The sequence below is a fragment of the Chryseobacterium sp. SG20098 genome, from assembly GCF_031844745.1.
Lineage (GTDB): Bacteria > Bacteroidota > Bacteroidia > Flavobacteriales > Weeksellaceae > Chryseobacterium > Chryseobacterium cucumeris.
In genome coordinates, this window is record NZ_CP134622.1 from 3,026,675 (window position 1) to 3,046,886 (window position 20,212).

Sequence of the window (20,212 nt, forward strand, 5' to 3'; positions counted from 1 at the left end):
GTATCAACTTAACAGCAATTATTTTATAGAAGCCGCCCAGCTCTTCTCCAAAGGAAGAAGGAAGTGGCTTAAAAAGTCCAGATACGTATTTTTAGAGAAGTCAAAAACCTGAATATCTTCTACAAGTTCTCCGTTTCTCAGCTTCGTTTTAAAGTCCATTAATTTTAACGTTTTCACTTCACCATTCTCCACAAAACTTGCTTTCATCCTATCGAAAAGGCCTAGCTGATATTCTTCGTCAATTTCTCTCATTACCTTTCCTAATGCATCAATGCTGCATCCTGAAGCCATTTCTTTTTCTTCATCCACACATACGATGATAAACTGATTCTTTTCAATTTTAAAAGAAGAAGAAAGTGGTTTTCCATGAGCAGCCCACGTTGCAAGGAAATCAAATAGTTTTTCAGTAATAGCTTTAGCTTCTTTTGTTTCAAAAGGTCTTGAAGCCGGGTATATAATGACTCTGTAGTCGTTGGTTTCTACAATATTAGATTCTTCGATTTTCATAATGTAAATATTTATTTTTCAAGAACATATCAAAAAAATAAATTCTGATCACTAACCAGAATATTAATTTAACGCTGATTGAATATCCTTATCATCTTAAATACAAAATTACGCAATTTTCTCGAGTTTAAGATCATTGTATTTTTTACTCAATACATAAAGCATCATCATAAAAACCGGAAAAATAAAAGGGAAGAAGAACCTTAAAGCAGCCGACTGCGGAAAGAAAAAGAATTTGATATAGACATTCACCACAAAAAGAACTGAAATCATCCTCACCCATGCGTTTTTAGATCGCCAGAAGATCACTCCTATCATAATAGCCAACGATAAAGTGACTTTTTTAAAATAAATGATTTTAATATAGATAATACTCAGGTAGTCTTTTAAACTAACATCGATGGGGTGTGTTGAAATAATAGGTCTTCTGTCAATAAAAGTATCATAAAACAGATCTTTCCATCCGGGATAATGATAAAACTTAATGATGGCGAGATACATGGCAAGAAGTACGATTCCCTGTGCAATAAAAGAAATATCAATTTTCTTTTCCCGGAAATAATGGAAAAAGAAAACAGCCATAATATAAGTCAGGGTGAATGTAATATAATCTGGCCGAATAAAAGTAATACCGAATAAAAGTACAAACATTGCCCATTTGTTCCATTTTTTGAGTAACCCGATCATAAAAATCAGCATAAACTGAAAAATAAACATATCCGGTGTAGAAACCCTCGACATGTAAGTCATTGGTGGCAAAAGCATGGCGGCAATCGTTAATAGTATCGCAAGCCAGTATTTCTTTGGAAACAGGAGTTTCAGAATATAAAATAATAATATTCCTGAAAAAAAGTAAGAAATAAGACTGGTAAACAATACGGCCATTGGCGACGATAATCCAAGCTTATAAAAAAGGGTGATCATAAGAATATACCCTACTTTGATCTGAAAATAGGGTAATTGTTCTGTAAAAGATTGGGTATTTTTTACGAAATACTGCCTGGGAATGTCCCATTGCTTTATTCCGATAATGTCTGTATAATGTTCTGCAGGAGCCTCTTTCTTGATTTCCTCATAGGTCAGGATTCGGACTTTATCCGGTGAGTCCGGAAATTCGGAAGTATACATACATCCCATATAGCCCGGCATATCCCAGTCATATACTCTGTTCTGATAATTCCAGAATGTAAGAAGAGCAAGTATCGAAATGATAAACAAAAAGGAGAGTCTCCATTTCAGCTTCATAAACCTGTATAAGATGTCAATTATAAGTCTTCTGCTTCAGCAAGAAGTTCAACGATATCTTTTACGGCAACCTCTGTATTTTTGTTAAAGTGTTTTACACCATCCGTCATCATGGTATTGCAGAAAGGGCATCCTGTAGCAATTACCTTAGGCTCAAAAGATAAAGCTTCTTCCGTTCTTTCAATATTGATGTCTCTCTTTCCTTTTTCAGGTTCTTTAAACATCTGTGCGCCTCCTGCTCCACAACAAAGACCATTGGTTTTGCAACGCTTCATTTCTACGAGTTCAGCATCCAGCTTTTCAAGAAGCATTCTTGGCGCTTCATATTCGTCGTTGGCACGTCCCAGATAACATGGATCATGGAAGGTAATTTTTTTCCCTCTGAATGCACCTCCTTCAATCTTCAGTCTTCCTTCTTCCATTAAGGTTTTAAGAAACTGGGTATGGTGTACTACTTCAAAGTGCCCGCCAAGGCTTGGATATTCATTTTTCAGAGTATTGAAACAGTGTGGACAAGCTGTTACGATTTTCTTTACTTCGTAAGCATTTAACACTTCGATATTGGTAAGCGCCATCATCTGGAAAACGAATTCGTTTCCTGCTCTTTTCGCAGGATCTCCTGTACAACTTTCTTCCTGTCCCAGAACAGCAAATTCAACTCCCATTTTATTTAATATCTTGCAAAATGCTTTTGTAATTTTTTTAGCACGGTCATCAAAACTTCCCGCACATCCAACCCAGAATAAAACTTCTGGTGCTTTTCCTTCGGCAGCATATTCTGCCATTGTTTTTATAGTGAAATCCATTCTAAATCAAATTTATCAATATACAAATGTAACAGTTTACCAATGATTGTTACATCGTTACATTATTTACATTGTTACATTAATTTTCGTTTGCCCAGTTCAGACGGTCAGCCTGATTATACTGCCAAGGGGCTGCATTATTTTCCACATTGGTCATCATCAGATTCAGTTCCTGTGGAGCAGCAGACTGTTCCATCACCAGGAATCTTCTCATTTCAAAGATAATGGAAAGCGGGTCAAGCAATACCGGACAAGCTTCTGTACATGCATTACATGTGGTACAAGCCCAAAGTTCTTCTTTAGTGATATAATCGTTCAACAGTTTTTTACCGTCATCTACGAATTTTCCGTTTTTATCAATGTTTCTTCCCACTTCTTCCAATCGGTCTCTGGTCTTCATCAGGATCAATCTCGGAGAAAGTTTTTTACCAGTAATATTAGCCGGGCAAACGGAAGTACAACGTCCACATTCTGTACACGAATAGGCATTCAGCAATTGTACCTGGTTCAGATCAAAAATATCTTCTGCCCCAAATTTGGAAGGTACATCAGCTTCTGCGCCTTCAGCCGGAGCAGCATATGGATCTGCATTAGGATCCATCATTAATTTGATCTCCTTTGTTACAGACTCAAGGTTATTGAACTTTCCTTTTTTATCAAGGTTTGCATACCATGTACTTGGAAACGCCAGGATAATATGCAAATGTTTTGAGTAATAAAGATAGTTCATAAAGAAAAGAATACCTACAAAGTGGAACCACCATGCTCCTTTCTCTGTGAACATCAAAAACCCGCTGTCAAAGTTGAAGATTTCCAAGAACGGCACAAATGTCATCTCACTGATCGGGAAGCTTCCATGTACTGGTAAAACTCCTCTTGACTGCAAAATAAAATCTGAGGCATTCATTTTAAAGAAAGCCATCATCAGGGCAAATTCGATGATAAGAATCCAGTTGGCATCTTCTTTCGGCCATCCGAAAAGCTCCTTCATTGTTAATCTTTTAACCCCATAAAAGTTTCTTCTGATGAAAAATATAACCACACCTATTACAACCAGAAGTGCAAGCACTTCTAATGTAGCTGTAAAGAAGCTATAGAATCCGTGTCCCAGAACCGAGGCAAGAAAACGGTGAGTACCAAACAGTCCATCAACAATTATTTCAATGAGTTCTATATTAATGATAATAAAACCAACATAGACAAAAATGTGTAAAATTCCTGCGATAGGACGTTTTACCATCTTACTCTGTCCCATAGCCACATTGGCCATGATACTCCAGCGTTCAGATTTTCTGTCACTTCTATTGATTTCACGACCCAGCCTGATATTTCTGTAGATCTTCTGCAGGCTTTTAGCAAACAGCCCGAACCCGGCTACTAATAAAATCAGGAAAATAATGTTATCGATGTACTGCATAAGGCGTATTAGTCTTTGTTATTTTTACCGAAAACCGAGAAGTTGATATATCTCTTCGGATTCGCTTTCATATCTTCGATTAATGTATTCAGATTGGAAGAAGCTGAATTCAGGTTGTTGTACAGTTGATCGTCCTTCATCAGTTTACCTAAACTTCCTTCTCCTTTATCAATACCTCCAATCACCTGATTCAATTTTCCTACTGTAGCATCTAAACTTGCAATGGTAGCATTCAACTGTTTAGTGTCGATACTTTCTGCAAGATGTCCGTATTTATCTAGTGTTACTTTTCCGCTTTGCATAGTAAGACTTGCATCATCCAACACTTTTTGCAGTTTTGGATCATTGTGTCCTACAAGCGTATTTACACTTCCTGCTGTGGATTGTAATGCTCCTACTGTTTTATTAAGGTTAGCTAGTAAAGCTTTTATTTCGGCTCTGTTCTGAGCATCAAAAACCTGATTGGCATTCGCCATTAAAGAGTCTACTCTATGTAAAACCACCTGTAGCTGATCTTTTACCGGACCTACCTGCGAAGAAAGACTTCCCAGCGTTCCCAGCTTGAAAGCACCTTTTAAAGTGTCACCGTCTTTTGCAGTCGGCCCACCATACATAAGGTTTACTCTCATTTCTTTACCAGACATTAATCCCGGCTCAAAGATCTCCAATGATGAGTTTTTTGAAAATTCGAATTTATTGTCGACGGTAACTTTTACGACAAAATTAATTTTTCCATCTTTTGAGGTGATAGGAATAATCTTATCTACCTGCCCTACTTTCAGACCATTAATAGAAACTGCCGCAGACTGCGCCAGACCTTCTACATTGTCATATTTTGCGTAAAATATATTGTCGGTAGTAAAAAGGCTTTTCCCTTTCATAAACTGAAACAACACCACAAAGCCTACGATAGCTAGAAGTGCAATCACACCAGCTTTTAATTCTTTACTGAACTTCACTTGCTAATTTTTTTCTAATAAGCAAATATAATACATTTTAAATAAATCTTTTCCTTTATTATTCTGCCATAAATACAAAAAAAGCGACAAAAAATTTTGCCGCTATTTATATCATTGAAATGAATTTCTTATTGTTGCTGATTCCCCAGCTTGTTCCAGATCTCGATTCTGTAATCTTCGATATCTGCATTATCCTGAAGACTCTTCATCCAAGCCTGTCCGAACATTCCAGCACTTCTCTGAGTAAGAGATTCTGTAAACTGCTTAAGATCTCCAGGCTGCTTGTTTACAGTTTCTGATTTTTTGATCAGAACATAAACTCCTGTTCCACCTTCAACCGGGTTAGAAAGTTTACCTTTTGCAACACCGAACGCTGCACCGGCAACTTTAGGTTCCATAGCCCCTGCTACAGAAGGATTCAACAGATTCACCTGAGCTGATTGTTTTGGAGCTGCAAATAATTTGGCAATCTGATCTAAGCTTGAAGCTTTTGCTGCTGCAATTTTATCAGAGATTTGTTTTGCTGCCAGTTTATTTTTAACGATAACTTCAATCTGATCTCTTACAGATTCAGGATCAGCAAGACCTGCCTCCTGTTTTCCGTTCAGATATACTACAATTTTATCACCTGTTCCGTCTACTGTAAATAATTCAGTATCTCCTTTTTCTCTTTTCTTATCAAAAGCCCAGGCAAGGATATCAGCATCTTTTTCAGTACCTAAGCCCTGAAGCTGACCTTCAAATCTTTTTGCTGCTTTTGGATTGGAGAATTGGTAGTTTCCTTTTTTAGCAATGTTCACAAAATCGTTGAAAGATTTTCCTTGAACCTGCTGAATGAATTTTCTTGAGTTTTTATCTGTTTCAGCTTCAGTAGCATCTGAAGGTTTGATTGCTTTCACAAGGTTAGCAACTTTATACCCCATTGATCCTGATTTTTTATCTTCAATATTGATGATATGGTAACCGAATTGTGTTTCTACTACCCCTGTAGCTCCTTTAGGATTGTTTGCAAGATAAGCAAGGAATTCAGGAACGAAAGGTGTTTCCGGTGTTGTCCATCCAAGGCTACCTCCCTGAGCTGCAGAATTCGGATCACTTGAAAGCTTAAGGAATTCTGTAAATTTAGCAGGAGTAGCTTTTACAATAGCTCCGATAGAGTCTGCCAATTTCTTAGCCTGCTCTTTGGTTCTTGTTACCCCTTCACCTGCAGGGCTTCCTTTGAATGCAATTAGGATATGTCTGGATAAAGTAGAATCTGAAGGTCTTTTTCCTACCAATTTAGAGACTACATATACATCTTGTTCTTTATAAGGACCAAAAGTCTGACCTACCGCTGCTGCTGTGATCTGATCTTTGATTGTTGGAGGCAATTGTGCAGGATTCAGATACTGAGGATTGAATGGTGCATCAGAATTTGCTGCAACAAACATAGAATCGTTTTTAGTATTCTGGAAGTTTTCAGTTCCTCCACTTGCATCTGTACCTCCTGAATATAATTTTGTAATTTCTTTCAGGGCTGCTGCATCATCTGCTGCACTAGGTTTAGATGGGAAAAATACAATACCGATATTTCTGCTTGGCTCAGCTTTGAACATTACAGGGTGCTTCTTGATGTAATCAGCAAGATCCTGTGTGGTAACATTGATCTTTGTTTTTTGAAGATAAGCTGCGTAATCTACTTTTACAAAGTCGATATCTGCAAGCTGATCTCTCTGCTTCATCAATTCTTCAGCTTCTTTCTTACCTGTAGTAATCCCTGCTGAAAGATTAGTAAACACCTGTCTTGCCATTAGTCTGTACTCGATTGTCTTTCTCGTTTTCAACCATTGTGCATATCCCTGAGGATTGGTGTTTTGTAATGTTTCAATTTCTTTTTTAAGCTCTTGAGTTTTAAAGTTACCTTTCTCATCAAAGAACTGTTGATTCTGAGCAAACATCTGATCGTACTGGATTTGATTCCAGAAATAATCATCAGTCATTTCAAAGCCCAGTTTCTCAAACTGTTGTTTGATAAGTTTAGATTGTACAAGTAACTGCCACGCCTGCTCTTCAAGACCGTTTTTCGGACGACCTTGCTGTTCAGCCTGCTGCTGCAACACGAAAAGCTGATCATTGAACTCTTCGCGGGTGATTTTCTCACCGTTTACTTTTCCTAAAACGTCAGGATTCTTACCAAAAACCTTGTCGATACTATCGGGGTTTACCAGGAACGCCAAAAGCGCTAAGGCTATTACTCCCATTAAAAGCCAAGGCTTACTCCTAATCTGTCCTAAAATTGCCATTTTATAAATTATAGTTTTTTATCAGTTTGCGAAAATACACATTTTTAAGAAATTACAGAAACAGAACTGCTTTATTTTGATTTTTAATGCAAAGTTTATCTAAAAAAGGAAATTTTGACCGTATTTTTAAGTAAAAAACAAATGGCATAAGTATTGTGCATTTTTAAAACATTATAATATGCCGCACGTTTTCAGAGTATATTATATAAAAATCCCTTTAACGATAAAAAACGAAAATGACAATTTGTCATTCGATTGACTATGACAGAATTTGAAGATATTAGTTTAGAAGAAATGATCAGTGACGGATTTGATATCGTAACTGAAGAAATCAATCTTTCCGATTTCGCAGAGACTGATAAAAATTCCGAACAGAAAATATTCCCTATACTTCCCGTAAGAAATATGGTCATGTTCCCTAATGTGGTAATTCCTATTACTGCGGGGAGAAAAACCTCTATACAGCTTCTTGAAGAGGCACAGAAAAACGGGGATTTTATTGGAATTGTAAGCCAGAAAAATTCGGATCTGGAACAACCTTCCGAAAAAGATATATATACTACCGGAACACTGGCAAAGATTATTAAGATCATTAAGCTTCCCGAAGGCAATATTACAGCTATTACCAAAGGATTTCACAGATTTAAGATTAAAAAAATCGTTGATAATCAACCATATTTTAAAGCTGAAATATCAAAATTAAAAGATACCCAGCCTAAAGACCGGGAAGAGTATGAAGCATTGCTGGAAAACATCAAGGATCTTGCCTTAAAGATCATTGAACTGGATCCTAATATTCCTAATGCCGCCAACTTTGCGATTAAAAATATTAACAATAATGATGATCTTCTGAATTTCATCTGCACCAATGCTAATTTCTCTTCGATTGCAAAACAAAAACTGCTTGAAGAGAAAAGTCTTATGACAAGAGCCAACCAGTGCTACGAGCTGATGCATGAGGATTTCAGAAAACTGGAACTGAGAAATCAGATTCATCAGAAAACTTCAAAAGATTTAGATAAGCAACAGAGAGAATATTTCCTGAATCAGCAAATCAGAACAATCCAGGAAGAACTGGGCGGTGGACCTGAAAGTGATGTGGAAGACCTTATTGCTAAAGCTAAATCAAAAAAATGGAGTCAAGAGGTAGAAGACCATTTCCAGAAAGAAATCGGCAGACTGCAGCGTCAGAATCCCAACTCTCCGGATTATAATGTTCAGAGAAACTATCTGGACTTCTTTACAGATCTACCTTGGGAAACTTATACAAAAGATATTTTTGATATTGCAAAAGCTGAAAAAGTACTTGACAAAGCGCACTTCGGACTGGAAGATATTAAGAAAAGAATCCTGGAGCACATGGCTGTTTTAAAATTAAAAAACAACATGAAGTCTCCTATCCTATTATTGGTAGGGCCTCCGGGGGTGGGTAAAACTTCCTTAGGAAAATCTATTGCAGATGCTTTAGGAAGAAAATATGTAAGATTGTCATTGGGAGGACTTCATGACGAGAGTGAAATCCGTGGACATAGAAAAACGTATATCGGTGCTATGGCTGGAAGAATTTTACAGTCCATCAAAAAATCCGGTACTTCAAATCCGGTAATTGTTCTTGATGAGATTGATAAAATCGGACAGGGACTTCATGGGGACCCGAGCTCAGCACTCCTAGAAGTTCTTGACCCAGAGCAAAATAAGTCTTTCTATGATAATTTCCTGGAGATGGGTTATGACCTTTCAAAAGTAATGTTCATTGCAACTGCCAACTCACTTTCAACCATACAGACTCCTCTTTTAGACAGAACCGAAATTATTCAGATTGCCGGCTATACTTTGGAGGAAAAGATTGAGATTGCCAAAAGACATTTGATCAGGAAACAACAGGAGGAAAATGGTCTGGATGCAAAATCATTCAAACTTGGAAATGCAGAACTCAAACATATTATAGAAGCTCATACTTCAGAAAGCGGAGTGAGAACTCTGGAGAAAAGAATAGCAGCCATTGGAAGATGGGTAGCGCTACAGACTGCTTTGATAAAAGATTATGATCCAAAAATCTCAGTGGAAAAAGTAGATGAAATTCTTGGGGTTCCAAGACCTAAAAGCTTATCTGAAATCACTGGAGTTCCGGGTGTGGTAACTGGTCTTGCATGGACAAGTGTAGGTGGAGATATCCTTTATATTGAAAGTATTTTAAGCAATGGTAAAGGGGCATTAACGATGACTGGAAACCTGGGAACGGTAATGAAAGAATCTGCGACTATTGCTTTGGAATATATTAAAGCTAAGCATGATGAACTGGGTATTCCTCAGGAAGACATTGAAAAGAAAAACATCCACGTACACGTTCCTGAAGGGGCAACGCCTAAAGACGGACCGTCTGCCGGTATTGCTATGCTGACATCCATGGTTTCTTCATTTAAAAACAAGAAAGTAAAACCCCACCTGGCAATGACCGGGGAGATTACATTAAGAGGGAAAGTACTACCTGTAGGGGGAATCAAAGAAAAGCTTCTTGCAGCAACAAGAGCAGGAATCAAAGATGTTATTCTTTGTGAGGCTAACAGAAAAGATGTGGAAGAAATCAAAAAAGATTATCTTAAAAATCTGAGAGTACACTACGTCAACAGAATGGAAGAAGTCATTGACATCGCCATTGAAGAATAAAACAACTTATAACATATTAACTTCTCAATAAAGAAACACGTTCTGATATTCAGGGCGTGTTTCTGTTTTAGGTAAAAAATCACAATCAATCTGGCTGGGTGGAATAAAATTTGATACAATCCAAGAAAATCCTGAAGGATTGAATAAAAAATTTTTCAATTCGGAAGGGTTTTCTTATTTTTATTCCACACCGCATATTTTTAGATTATGAATTTTCTTAGACTTCCTTTCCTTGTCAAGCTTACCCTCGTGGTGGTTTCCATCATTGGACTTGGCTATCTTCTGGCATTGGGACAGAGTATTTTAGCTCCGTTTTTCCTGGCATTCCTGATGGCAATGCTGTTTTTACCTGCAGCCACTTTTATGGAAAGAAAGTTAAGATTTCCAAGATCTATGTCTACCATGACTTCAGTATTTATTATGCTGATGATTTTAGGTGGTATCATTTATTTCTTTACCAATCAGCTGTCTGACTTCAGTAAGGATCTTCCACACCTCAAGGAACAGTTTACGACTGTTTTTAACAGCCTTCAGCATTGGGTTTCCAAAACATTTAATGTGAAAGTGGATGAACAGGTGGATTATATTAACCAGGGATTAACTAAACTGCTGTCTTCTTCGGGAGTCATTTTAGGATTTACTTTTGGAATATTTTCAACCGGATTCGGATTTATTATATTTTTCACCCTTTTTTTTATCTTTATTTTAAATTACAGAAGACTTTTAAACAATTTTATCGTTACAGTTTTCAATGAAAGACATAAAGCAAGTGTACAGGAAGCTGTAAACGAAATTAGAATCATGACCAAGAAGTATATCTTCGGGCTTTTCCTTCAGGTGATTATTGTATCTGTTCTTACTTCCACGCTACTTACCATTCTGGGAGTGAAATATGCTATCCTATTAGGAGTTCTCACAGGATTATTAAACGTTATTCCGTATCTGGGAATTTTTATTTCTCTTCTCATTTCCTGTTTTATAGCGTTTGCTACTTCTACGCCTTCAACCTGTATTTATGTTGCCTTAGGGTATATTGCCATTCATGCTGTAGATGGAAATATTGTCCTACCATTTGTGGTGGGCTCTAAAGTAAAGATCAACGCTCTATTTTCTTTTATTGGAATCCTTTTAGGAGAACATCTTTGGGGAATTGCAGGAATGTTCCTGTGCATTCCAGCGATTGCGATTATAAAAATTATCTGTGAAAGAGTAGACGATCTAAAACCTTGGGGAAGATTGCTGGGAGAAGAGCCCAAACCTCATAAGAAGAAAAAAAGCTACAAAATTTCCAAGAATATCACTTTGAAGGAAATGGACTAGAATATGAGTAATGAGTAATAAGCAATGGGTACTCATTGGTATACTCGTAACTTTAAATAAAAAGACTGCCTTTTTCGAGACAGTCTTTTTTATATTATTTATGGAAGAGCACACAAAGGGCTCATTCCATTTGGACACGTTTCCGTACAAAGAATATAAGATTGGCTGTCAGGACAATATCCATAAGAAGGTCCACTAGGATCTCCACCCGGGCCGCCTAAACAAGGATCACCTGGTGGAATTTTACACGGACATCCAATTGGTCCTATATCACATTTTCCAACACCTCCGCCTCCTTGGATTTCTCTCAAATCCGTACGGTTTAATTTTTTAAGATTTTTCAACATAATAGTATTAGTTTAGTTTGAATATCAAATATAAACAATGAAATTATCCAAAACACAACATTAACCTATCATTAACATTAATTATACATTTTTTATAAAAATACAATCAAAGAATCCTATTTTTATTTTACATTTGGTATAAAATCACCAAACATGAAAACAGTAAAATTCATTTTATGTTTACTTTTCGGGCTTATGTTTATTAATGCCGGATTAAACAAGTTTTTTAATTATATGCCCATGGAGAAACCTACTCCAGAACAAATGAAACTTTTCGCTGCTTTTGGAGAAATCAGCTGGCTGATGCCATTAGTGGGCATTGTAGAAGTTATTGGCGGGTTATTATTTATTTTCCCAAAAACAAGAGCATTAGGTGCCATTGTTATTTTACCTGTCATGGTAGGAATTGTCACGCATGTTTTCACAATGGATAAGTCTCCTATGGGAATGGGTATTGCCGGAGTAATGTTTCTGATCAATCTTTGGATGATTATTGACAACAAGGAAAAATATAAACTTTTAGTTTCATAAGGCGGCAGATGATAGGTTGCAGGTTGCAGCACCTACAACCTATTACCTGCTACCTGTCACCTATACGAAAGCACTGAAACCTGTTATCGATCGTCCTACGATGAGCGAGTTGATTTCTTTTGTTCCTTCGTAAGAATAAATGGCTTCTGCATCGGCAACAAACCGGGCCACATCGTACTCAAGCAGAATTCCGTTTCCTCCCATTACTTCTCTTGCTCTGGAAACAATGTCTCTTGTTCTGAGAGTACAGAAAACTTTGGCTAAAGAAGCATGTTCATCTTTTAAAATTCCTTCATCCTGCATTTCAGACAGTCTGAAAACCATTGTCTGCATAGCGGTAAGATTGGACAACATTTCCACCAGATGTCCCTGAATCATTTGGAATGAGGCAATAGGTCTTCCAAACTGTTCTCTTTTTCGGGTATAATCCAAAGCACTTTCGTAAGCTCCGCGTGCACAACCTGTGGCCATCCATGCTACTCCAGCTCTTGTCATTCTCAGTACTTTACCTGTATCTTTAAAGGAATTGGCATTCTGCAGACGGTTTTCTTCGGTAACGAGACAGTCTTTTAAGGTAATCAATCCGTTCTGAACAATTCTTAACGCCATTTTTCCTTTGATCTTTTCTACGGAATATCCCGGATTATCTTTTTCTACAATAAATCCTTTCACTTCTCCGCTATCCAGATCTCTAGCCCAGATAATGATCAGATCAGCGAAAGTAGCATTTCCGATCCATTTTTTCTGACCATTAAGAATCCAGCCTTCAGGTGTTTTTTTACAGGTTACCGTAAGTCCGCCTGCTGCTCCTGATCCAACTTCGGGCTCCGTAAGTCCAAAGGCACCAATTTTTTCAAATTTCTGCATCTGCGGAAGCCATTTTTGCTTCTGCTCTTCCGATCCGCAGATATAAATAGAACCCATTGCCAGTCCGGATTGTACTCCGAAAAAAGTGGCAATAGAAGCATCTACTCTTGCCATCTCCATGGCAATAACACCTTCCATCAGGAAAGGCATTCCCGGACAACCATACCCTTCATAAGTAACCCCGCAGATATCCAGTTTTTGAAATTTTGGGATCAGCTCAAAAGGAAATTCATCTCTGAGCCAGTAGTGATTGACCAGAGGTTTAACTTCTTTTTCCATGAACGCTCTTACTTTAAGCTGAATTTCACGCTGTTCAGGAGTAAGAGTATGGTAGATATCATAAAAGTCTCCATCAATGGGAGGAAGTTCTTTCTTTTTCTTTTCGGGATCGAGCATTTTCATAAGCCCGGAAAGCTTTTTATCATCCAGTTTTGAGAAATTATGCATCAGTTTTGGCAAATCCACTTTTTGAGAAATGGCGCTCAGCTGATCAAAATCTATAGATGTGAATAATCCTATTGCGTTTCTGATTTTGGAAAAAGTATTTGACATAGTGATAGATTGTAGTTTTGGTTTGTAAAAGATAAGCAAAAACTGCTCCGAAAGCAATGGCTGAAGCTCAAGTTTATTTTACAAAATGCTATATTTCAATTCATTAAAACCGAAAATTTTATTTACAAGGTTTTTACTTTTGATTTTCAAGTGTTACAAAAGATCCTGACTGAACTTTGACTCAAGCAAAACAACAAAAATCAGCGCTATGAAAACCACTTACATTAAATTATCTCTGTCAGCTATACTTTTATTAGGAATTTATTCATGTAAAAAAGGAGAAGTAGCTTCAACAGACCTTGAAGCATATGCTACAACAGATTCTGCTTCTGCTATTGTTTCCGACAGTATTTCATCCGTTGCAGAAATGAAAGTAAAAGACAAACAGTTCATCAAAACAGCTGATGTGAACATGGAAGTAAAAGATGTGTATAATGCAACGATTGCTATTGAAAAATCGGTTCAGGAGCTTGGAGGATTTGTTACCAATAGTAATCTTCAAAGTAACGTTGTTTCTGAAAACACCTACAACACATCCAATGAAAAGGCGATGCTGGTTAAAAAATACCAGACAGAGAACAGAATGCAGGTACGTATTCCAACGGAAAAACTGGGAGAATTATTGACAGCGATCAATACCAATAAATTATTTCTTAATTCAAGATCCATCAATGCTGAGGATGTTACGGCCAACATCAAGTATTCTGAACTAGAAGGGAAAAGAAATCAAAAAACTTCTGAGAACATCAGCAAGCTGAAAACAAATAAAGATAAAGTAACGCTGGATGATGAGAATATGTATGAAGCAAATCTTCAAAAGCTTTCCAGCATGGACATGACGGATGATCTGAAATACAGCACGATTGACATTTACATCAAAGAGCCTCAGTTGCGTATTGCAGAAATTGCTGTTACCAACACTACAAGTATTGATAATAAGTATAAATACAATTTCATCTATGATGCTAAAGATGGCTTTGTATACGGTTTTTATCTGATTCAGAGAATTATTGTGGGGCTTATCAATGTATGGCCACTCCTATTAATTGCTGCTGCAATCTTCTATTTTTTAAGAAAAAGAAAAATTTCAAAACCTGAATATCCAAAAAACCCGGAATAAAAAACTATCCTAACCAATTGGTTATCATCATAATTTTAGATTTTACAACCTCCTGTTTTCAGGAGGTTTTTATTTTTTTTGAAAAAAAACTGTAACGATTGTAATGCCTGCTTTACCTACTGTTTAAAAGAACAGAAAATCAAAAAAATTAATACAATGAGAAATTTAATAAAACTTGGATTCGCAGCATTACTGTCATTGAATTTCATAACAGCCAACGCACAAAGTAAAAACAAAGACAACAGCCTGCTTTGGGAAATATCCGGCAACGGACTTTCGAAGCCTTCTTATATTACCGGAACTTTTCATATCTTATGCAGTAAAGATTTTGAGATCAAATCTAAGGTATTGAAAGCGCTTGAGAAATCTGACAACTTTGTTATGGAAATCAATTATACAGATCCCGCTGAAATGATGTCATTACAGAAAATGTTTAAAGCAGATAAAAAAATATCGGATCAGCTTTCTCCCGAAGAAGCTAAAGAGCTGAATACTGTTCTTGCCAATTACGGAACGGATCTGAAAAGTATAGATTCTTCAAGCCCTCAGGCATTGTATGCTCTTCTTTCTACCAAAGCAATCCCCTGCCCTCAGACGGAAGTAAAGCTTTACGAAATGGAACTTCTTCAGAAAGCAATAAAAGATAAAAAAAGCATCAAAGGACTTGAAAAAGTGGAAGATCAGATGAAATCAATCAATGAAGCGTATGATCTGAAAAGCACTATTGCTCAACTGAAAATGGATAAGGAATATCAAATATTGTTCAGAAAGATGATTGAAGCTTTTAAAAATGAAAATGTACAATCTCTTTACAGTCTTTTTAAGGATGAAAGATTCATGAATGCCCGACAGGAAAAAGCCATGCTGACCAACAGAAATCAAAATTGGGTAAAAGTAATGCCGGACATGATGAAAAAAGAAAGTTCTTTCTTTGCCGTTGGAGGCTCTCATCTTATGGGTGAAAACGGAATTATTCCTCTTCTACAGGCAAAAGGCTACAAGGTAAAACCTGTATCAAGCTTATAATTATAACCAAACCATGAAACGATTGTGAGCAATCCAACTGAAACCGCTTTTTTAAAGCTCGTCAACCAGCACAAGGGCATTTTATATAAAGCTTCAAGGATCTATGCAGATTCCGTAGAAGACCGGGAAGACCTGCAGCAGGAAATCCTAATCCAGCTTTGGAAGTCCTACCAGAATTTCAAAGGCAATAGTGAGTTTTCTACATGGATGTACCGGGTTGCCATCAATACTGCAATTACCTATTTAAAAAAGGAAAAGCAAAGATCTAATAATCACACAGATGCTCCTTCGCACTTTGAAGTTCAGCAGGAAGATTATAATCCCACCAAAGACAGGCAGCTGGAAATTTTCTACAGGGCCGTTCAGGAACTGAACTCTCTGGAAAAAGCCGTCATATTTTATTTCATGGAAGGGATGTCTCACAAAAAAATAGGGAATAATTTAGGACTTAGTGAAGGCAACGCGCGAGTAAAACTCAATAGAACAAAAGAAAAAATACAGCAAATCATAAAAAAATCAGGTTATGAATTTTGATCAATTAAAAGAACAGTGGAATAAAGAAGACAGCGATGTCCATATTCCTGATACCATAAAGCAATTAAAGGAAAGCAAACACCCTATAGAAAAAATCCAGAAAAACATGAAGAAAGAATTTCCTATGCAGATTCTGGCCATCATTCTGATCGCTTTTTTCCCTTTACAGTTTAAATTCCCTCATTCACAGTACATTATTTATTATGTATCCTATACGATGATGGTGGTTATCTCTTCATACTATCTGCTAGGATTTTATAAATTCTACAAACAGACGGAACTTTATACCGGAAACACCAAAAACAGTCTTTGGAAAATATATCATGAACTTCGTCTGAATATGGAAAGATATCAGTCTTTCGGATTTTTATTACTTCCACATTTACTTATTACTATTGGACTGGTTATCTACAATACGATGAAAGAGCAGGGAAAGTCTTTACCAGAACTTTCTGCTTCACATCAACAGGGATTAATCATTGCAGTACTGATAGGAACGTTAGGGTTTATAACCAGCATTGTTCTATGGACAAAATACATCTATGGAGGAAGCGCAAAACAATTGGAAAACATTCTGAACGAAATGGATGAATAGTATTGAAAACTCCTACCACAAAACACATTTTAGAAAACCTCAGACCTGTTCTGGGGTTTTGTTTTTTAAAAAAATGTTATTTATCGTCTTCAAATTTATCAGAGGTTTTATTTTTCCGTAAATTTGCAAATCAGAAATAAATCATTATGGATTATGACCTATTCTCTTCCGATATATGATCTTCTGATTGATAAAAATTCTGTAATATGCTATCAAAAATAAATCCAACACAAACTAGCAGCTGGAAAGCACTTGACGAACACTTCGGTGGAAATGACTTTGATCTTAGAACTCTTTTCCAGTATAACCCGAATCGTTTTAATGAGTTTTCTCTACAAAAGGACAATTATCTTTTTGATTATTCTAAAAATTTAATCGATTCAAGAACAAAGAATCTTTTACTACAACTTGCTGAAGAAAGCCAGTTAAAAGATGCTATTTCCAAAATGTTCTCAGGAGATAAAATCAATGAAACAGAAGGGAGAGCTGTTCTTCATACCGCCTTAAGAGATTTCTCCGACCGTGAAATTATCGTAGATGGAGAAAATATCAAACCACAGATCAAGAGAGTTCTTGAGCATATGAAATCTTTTTCTGAGAAGATTATTTCAGGAGAACATAAAGGTTTCAGCGGAAAAGAGATTACAGATGTAGTCAACATCGGAATCGGAGGATCAGATTTAGGTCCTGTTATGGTTTGTTCAGCTTTAAAGCATTTTAAAACAAGATTAAACGCTCACTTTGTTTCCAACGTGGACGGAAATCATATCGCAGAAGTAGTAAAAGATTTAAATCCTGAAACTACTTTATTCATCATTGCTTCCAAGACATTTACGACTCAGGAAACAATGACGAATGCCAATTCAGCTAAAGACTGGTTTCTGAAAGCAGGAAAACAGGAAGATGTAGCAAAACATTTCGTTGCTTTATCTACTAATATTGAAGAAGTTAAGAAGTTTGGAATCGCAGAAGAAAATATTTTTGAATTCTGGGACTGGGTAGGCGGAAGATATTCTCTTTGGAGTGCTATCGGATTAAGTATTGTACTTTCTGTAGGATATGAAAACTTTGAGCAGCTTTTAAGAGGTGCTTTTGATACAGACCAACACTTCCAGACAGCAGAATTCTCTGAAAATGTTCCCGTATTAATGGGACTTTTAGGAATCTGGTACCGTAATTTTTATGCAGCAACCACTTATGCCATCTTACCTTATTCTCAATATCTGGACAGATTTGCAGCGTATCTTCAGCAGGGAGATATGGAAAGTAATGGAAAGTGTGTAGACAGAAACGGTGAATTCGTAGAATATGAAACGGGACCGATCATCTGGGGAGAACCCGGAACCAATGGACAACATGCATTCTATCAGTTAATCCATCAGGGAACAGAATTGATTCCGGCAGATTTTATTGCCTATGCAAAAAGCCCGAACCATGTTTCTGATCACCAGGACAAGCTATTAGCTAACTTTTTCGCTCAGACTGAGGCTCTTGCCTTCGGAAAACTGGAAGAAGAAGTGGAAGAAGAGCTTAGAAATTCGGGTAAATCTGATGAAGAAATAGACAGACTGATCAATTTCAAAGTCTTCCATGGAAACACTCCAACTAACTCTATATTATTCAAAGAATTAACTCCTTTCTCATTAGGTCAATTGATCGCCCTTTACGAACACAAAATTTTCGTTCAGGGTGTCATCTGGAATATTTTCAGCTTTGACCAGTTTGGGGTAGAATTAGGAAAAGTATTAGCCAATAAAATCCTTCCTGAGCTTGAAAATAATGAAGCAATAAGCTCTCATGACAGCTCTACCAACGGATTGATCAATTACTATAAAGAAAATAAATAGTAAGTAAAAAGAAAGTAAAAGTAAATCTATAAAGTAAAAAAGTAAAAATGGCAGAAATTCTTGACGGACTTAAAGTATCCAAGGAAATTAAAGCGGAGATCAAGGTAGAAGTAGAAAAGATTCTCGCAAGCAAAAGAAGAGCTCCGCATTTGGTAGCTATTCTTGTAGGAAATAACGGAGCTAGCAAGGCCTATGTAAACTCTAAAGTGAAAGACTGTGAGGAAGTAGGATTTCAATCCAGCTTAATCAAGTTTCCAAGCACTGTTTCTGAATCTGAACTATTGGAAAAAATTGACGAGCTTAATAAGTCTAAAGCGGTAGACGGATTTATCGTTCAGCTGCCTTTACCAGATCAGATTGATCAGGAAAAGATCATCAATGCTATTGACCCTAGAAAAGATGTGGATGGTTTCCACCCGGAAAACTTCGGTAAAATGGCTCTTGAAATGGATACTTTCTTACCGGCAACTCCTTTCGGGATCTTAACTTTATTGGAAAGATATAATATTGAAACGAAAGGAAAAGACTGTGTCATTATCGGAAGAAGTAAAATTGTAGGAAGACCAATGAGTATTTTGATGGGAAGAAAAGATTTCCCTGGAAACTCTACTGTTACCCTTACACACTCATACACGAAAGACATCGAAGAATATACAAGAAAAGCAGACATCGTCATTACCGCTTTGGGAGATCCACATTTCTTAAAAGGAGATATGATCAAGGAAGGAGCAGTAATTGTTGACGTGGGTATTACAAGAGTAGATAATGACTCTCCAAAAGGATATTACCTTGCAGGTGATGTGGATTTTGACAGCTGTGCTGCCAAAGCAAGCTGGATCACTCCCGTACCTGGAGGAGTAGGCCCAATGACAAGAGCGATGCTGATGAAAAACACCATCATTGCTTACAAAACTTCGGTCTATAACGACTAATTTTAAAATGAATAAAGAAGAAGATATTTTATTAAAAGAAGGTAAAATGCTCCCTGTGATGGAGCATTTTTACACTTTACAGGGAGAAGGAGCACATACCGGAAAAGCCGCATACTTTATCAGGCTGGGAGGTTGTGATGTAGGATGTCACTGGTGTGATGTAAAAGAAAGCTGGGATCCGGAACTCCACCCTTTGATGAATGCAGAAGAAATTGCAGAAACAGCTGCCAGACACTGTAAAACAATTGTATTGACCGGCGGTGAACCTTTAATGTGGAATTTAGATATCCTGACCTCCAAACTGAAAGAATTGGGATGTACAGTGCACATCGAAACGTCAGGAGCGTATCCTATGAGCGGGCAACTGGACTGGATTACTCTCTCCCCTAAGAAAACAGGACTTCCTAAAGAAGAGATCTATCAAAAGGCCAATGAGCTTAAAGTCATTATTTTCAATCAGCATGATTTTACTTTTGCTCAGGAACAGGCTGCAAAAGTTTCTGAAAACTGTAAGCTTTATCTTCAGAGTGAATGGAGCAAAAGAAACGATATGTATCCCAAGATCACAGATTTCATTCTGGAAAACCCTGAATGGCAGGCTTCTGTTCAGACGCACAAATATCTGAATATCCCGTAAAAAAGTGTAAATTAGCCGGGC

Annotated in this window: 18 protein-coding genes; 10 read left to right on the forward strand and 8 right to left on the reverse strand. The window is 37.0% G+C overall.

Annotated features, from left to right (window positions below; translation table 11 throughout):
• Positions 1–18: 18 nt before the first annotated feature.
• The 6 genes from RHP76_RS13835 to RHP76_RS13860 all read right to left on the reverse strand — a co-directional run bounded on the left by RHP76_RS13835 (position 19) and on the right by RHP76_RS13860 (position 7,216).
• Complete coding sequence (locus RHP76_RS13835) at positions 19–507, reverse strand: hypothetical protein (RefSeq protein WP_311228414.1); 489 nt, start codon at positions 505–507, stop codon at positions 19–21.
• A 108-nt stretch (positions 508–615) separates the two neighbouring features.
• Positions 616–1,752: a glycosyltransferase family protein gene (locus RHP76_RS13840; protein WP_120233256.1), complete on the reverse strand. Its 1,137-nt coding sequence runs from the start codon at positions 1,750–1,752 to the stop codon at positions 616–618.
• Between the two features lie 20 nt (positions 1,753–1,772).
• A complete protein-coding gene (locus RHP76_RS13845) occupies positions 1,773–2,558 on the reverse strand; it encodes a (Fe-S)-binding protein (RefSeq protein WP_311228415.1) in 786 nt (261 codons plus the stop codon).
• A gap of 79 nt (positions 2,559–2,637) precedes the next feature.
• Positions 2,638–3,975 (reverse strand): 4Fe-4S dicluster domain-containing protein, encoded by a 1,338-nt coding sequence (locus RHP76_RS13850; protein ID WP_062676023.1) that lies wholly within the window; start codon positions 3,973–3,975, stop codon positions 2,638–2,640.
• Positions 3,976–3,983: 8 nt separating this feature from the next.
• On the reverse strand, positions 3,984–4,934 hold the full coding sequence (locus RHP76_RS13855; RefSeq protein ID WP_062676024.1) for an MlaD family protein: 951 nt from the start codon (positions 4,932–4,934) through the stop codon (positions 3,984–3,986).
• A 128-nt stretch (positions 4,935–5,062) separates the two neighbouring features.
• Complete coding sequence (locus RHP76_RS13860) at positions 5,063–7,216, reverse strand: SurA N-terminal domain-containing protein (protein ID WP_311228416.1); 2,154 nt, start codon at positions 7,214–7,216, stop codon at positions 5,063–5,065.
• A gap of 261 nt (positions 7,217–7,477) precedes the next feature.
• Here RHP76_RS13860 and lon point away from each other — a divergent pair, with 261 nt between their 5' ends.
• Positions 7,478–9,883 (forward strand): endopeptidase La, encoded by a 2,406-nt coding sequence (gene lon / locus RHP76_RS13865; RefSeq protein WP_216443712.1) that lies wholly within the window; start codon positions 7,478–7,480, stop codon positions 9,881–9,883.
• A 207-nt stretch (positions 9,884–10,090) separates the two neighbouring features.
• Positions 10,091–11,203: an AI-2E family transporter gene (locus RHP76_RS13870; protein ID WP_062676027.1), complete on the forward strand. Its 1,113-nt coding sequence runs from the start codon at positions 10,091–10,093 to the stop codon at positions 11,201–11,203.
• Between the two features lie 98 nt (positions 11,204–11,301).
• On the opposite strand, the gene RHP76_RS13875 is transcribed toward RHP76_RS13870, so the two are convergent.
• The gene (locus RHP76_RS13875; protein ID WP_062676028.1) at positions 11,302–11,550 is read right to left on the reverse strand and encodes a bacteriocin-like protein; all 249 of its coding nucleotides are present in this window, start codon (positions 11,548–11,550) and stop codon (positions 11,302–11,304) included.
• Positions 11,551–11,703: 153 nt separating this feature from the next.
• On the opposite strand from RHP76_RS13875, the gene RHP76_RS13880 reads away from it, so the two are divergent.
• Entirely contained in the window at positions 11,704–12,081 is a 378-nt protein-coding gene (locus RHP76_RS13880; protein WP_311228417.1) for a DoxX family protein, read from the forward strand.
• A gap of 60 nt (positions 12,082–12,141) precedes the next feature.
• Here the strand turns inward: RHP76_RS13880 and RHP76_RS13885 are convergent, their stop codons facing one another.
• Positions 12,142–13,500, reverse strand: a complete 1,359-nt coding sequence (locus tag RHP76_RS13885) for an acyl-CoA dehydrogenase family protein (RefSeq protein WP_311228418.1) — start codon at positions 13,498–13,500, stop codon at positions 12,142–12,144.
• Positions 13,501–13,708: 208 nt separating this feature from the next.
• Here RHP76_RS13885 and RHP76_RS13890 point away from each other — a divergent pair, with 208 nt between their 5' ends.
• The 7 genes from RHP76_RS13890 (at position 13,709) to RHP76_RS13920 (ending at position 20,191) form a co-directional block, all read left to right on the forward strand.
• Entirely contained in the window at positions 13,709–14,620 is a 912-nt protein-coding gene (locus tag RHP76_RS13890; RefSeq protein WP_288442726.1) for a DUF4349 domain-containing protein, read from the forward strand.
• A gap of 156 nt (positions 14,621–14,776) precedes the next feature.
• The gene (locus RHP76_RS13895) at positions 14,777–15,646 is read left to right on the forward strand and encodes a TraB/GumN family protein (protein WP_065119713.1); all 870 of its coding nucleotides are present in this window, start codon (positions 14,777–14,779) and stop codon (positions 15,644–15,646) included.
• A 99-nt stretch (positions 15,647–15,745) separates the two neighbouring features.
• Positions 15,746–16,180: an RNA polymerase sigma factor gene (locus RHP76_RS13900; protein ID WP_409193533.1), complete on the forward strand. Its 435-nt coding sequence runs from the start codon at positions 15,746–15,748 to the stop codon at positions 16,178–16,180.
• A complete protein-coding gene (locus RHP76_RS13905; RefSeq protein ID WP_062676034.1) occupies positions 16,170–16,775 on the forward strand; it encodes a hypothetical protein in 606 nt (201 codons plus the stop codon). Before RHP76_RS13900 ends, RHP76_RS13905 begins: the two co-directional genes overlap by 11 nt.
• A gap of 206 nt (positions 16,776–16,981) precedes the next feature.
• A complete protein-coding gene (gene pgi / locus RHP76_RS13910; protein WP_120233262.1) occupies positions 16,982–18,622 on the forward strand; it encodes a glucose-6-phosphate isomerase in 1,641 nt (546 codons plus the stop codon).
• Between the two features lie 47 nt (positions 18,623–18,669).
• A complete protein-coding gene (locus tag RHP76_RS13915; RefSeq protein ID WP_034692667.1) occupies positions 18,670–19,554 on the forward strand; it encodes a bifunctional 5,10-methylenetetrahydrofolate dehydrogenase/5,10-methenyltetrahydrofolate cyclohydrolase in 885 nt (294 codons plus the stop codon).
• Between the two features lie 7 nt (positions 19,555–19,561).
• Entirely contained in the window at positions 19,562–20,191 is a 630-nt protein-coding gene (locus RHP76_RS13920; protein WP_110009928.1) for a 7-carboxy-7-deazaguanine synthase QueE, read from the forward strand.
• The last annotated feature ends 21 nt before the right edge of the window (positions 20,192–20,212 follow it).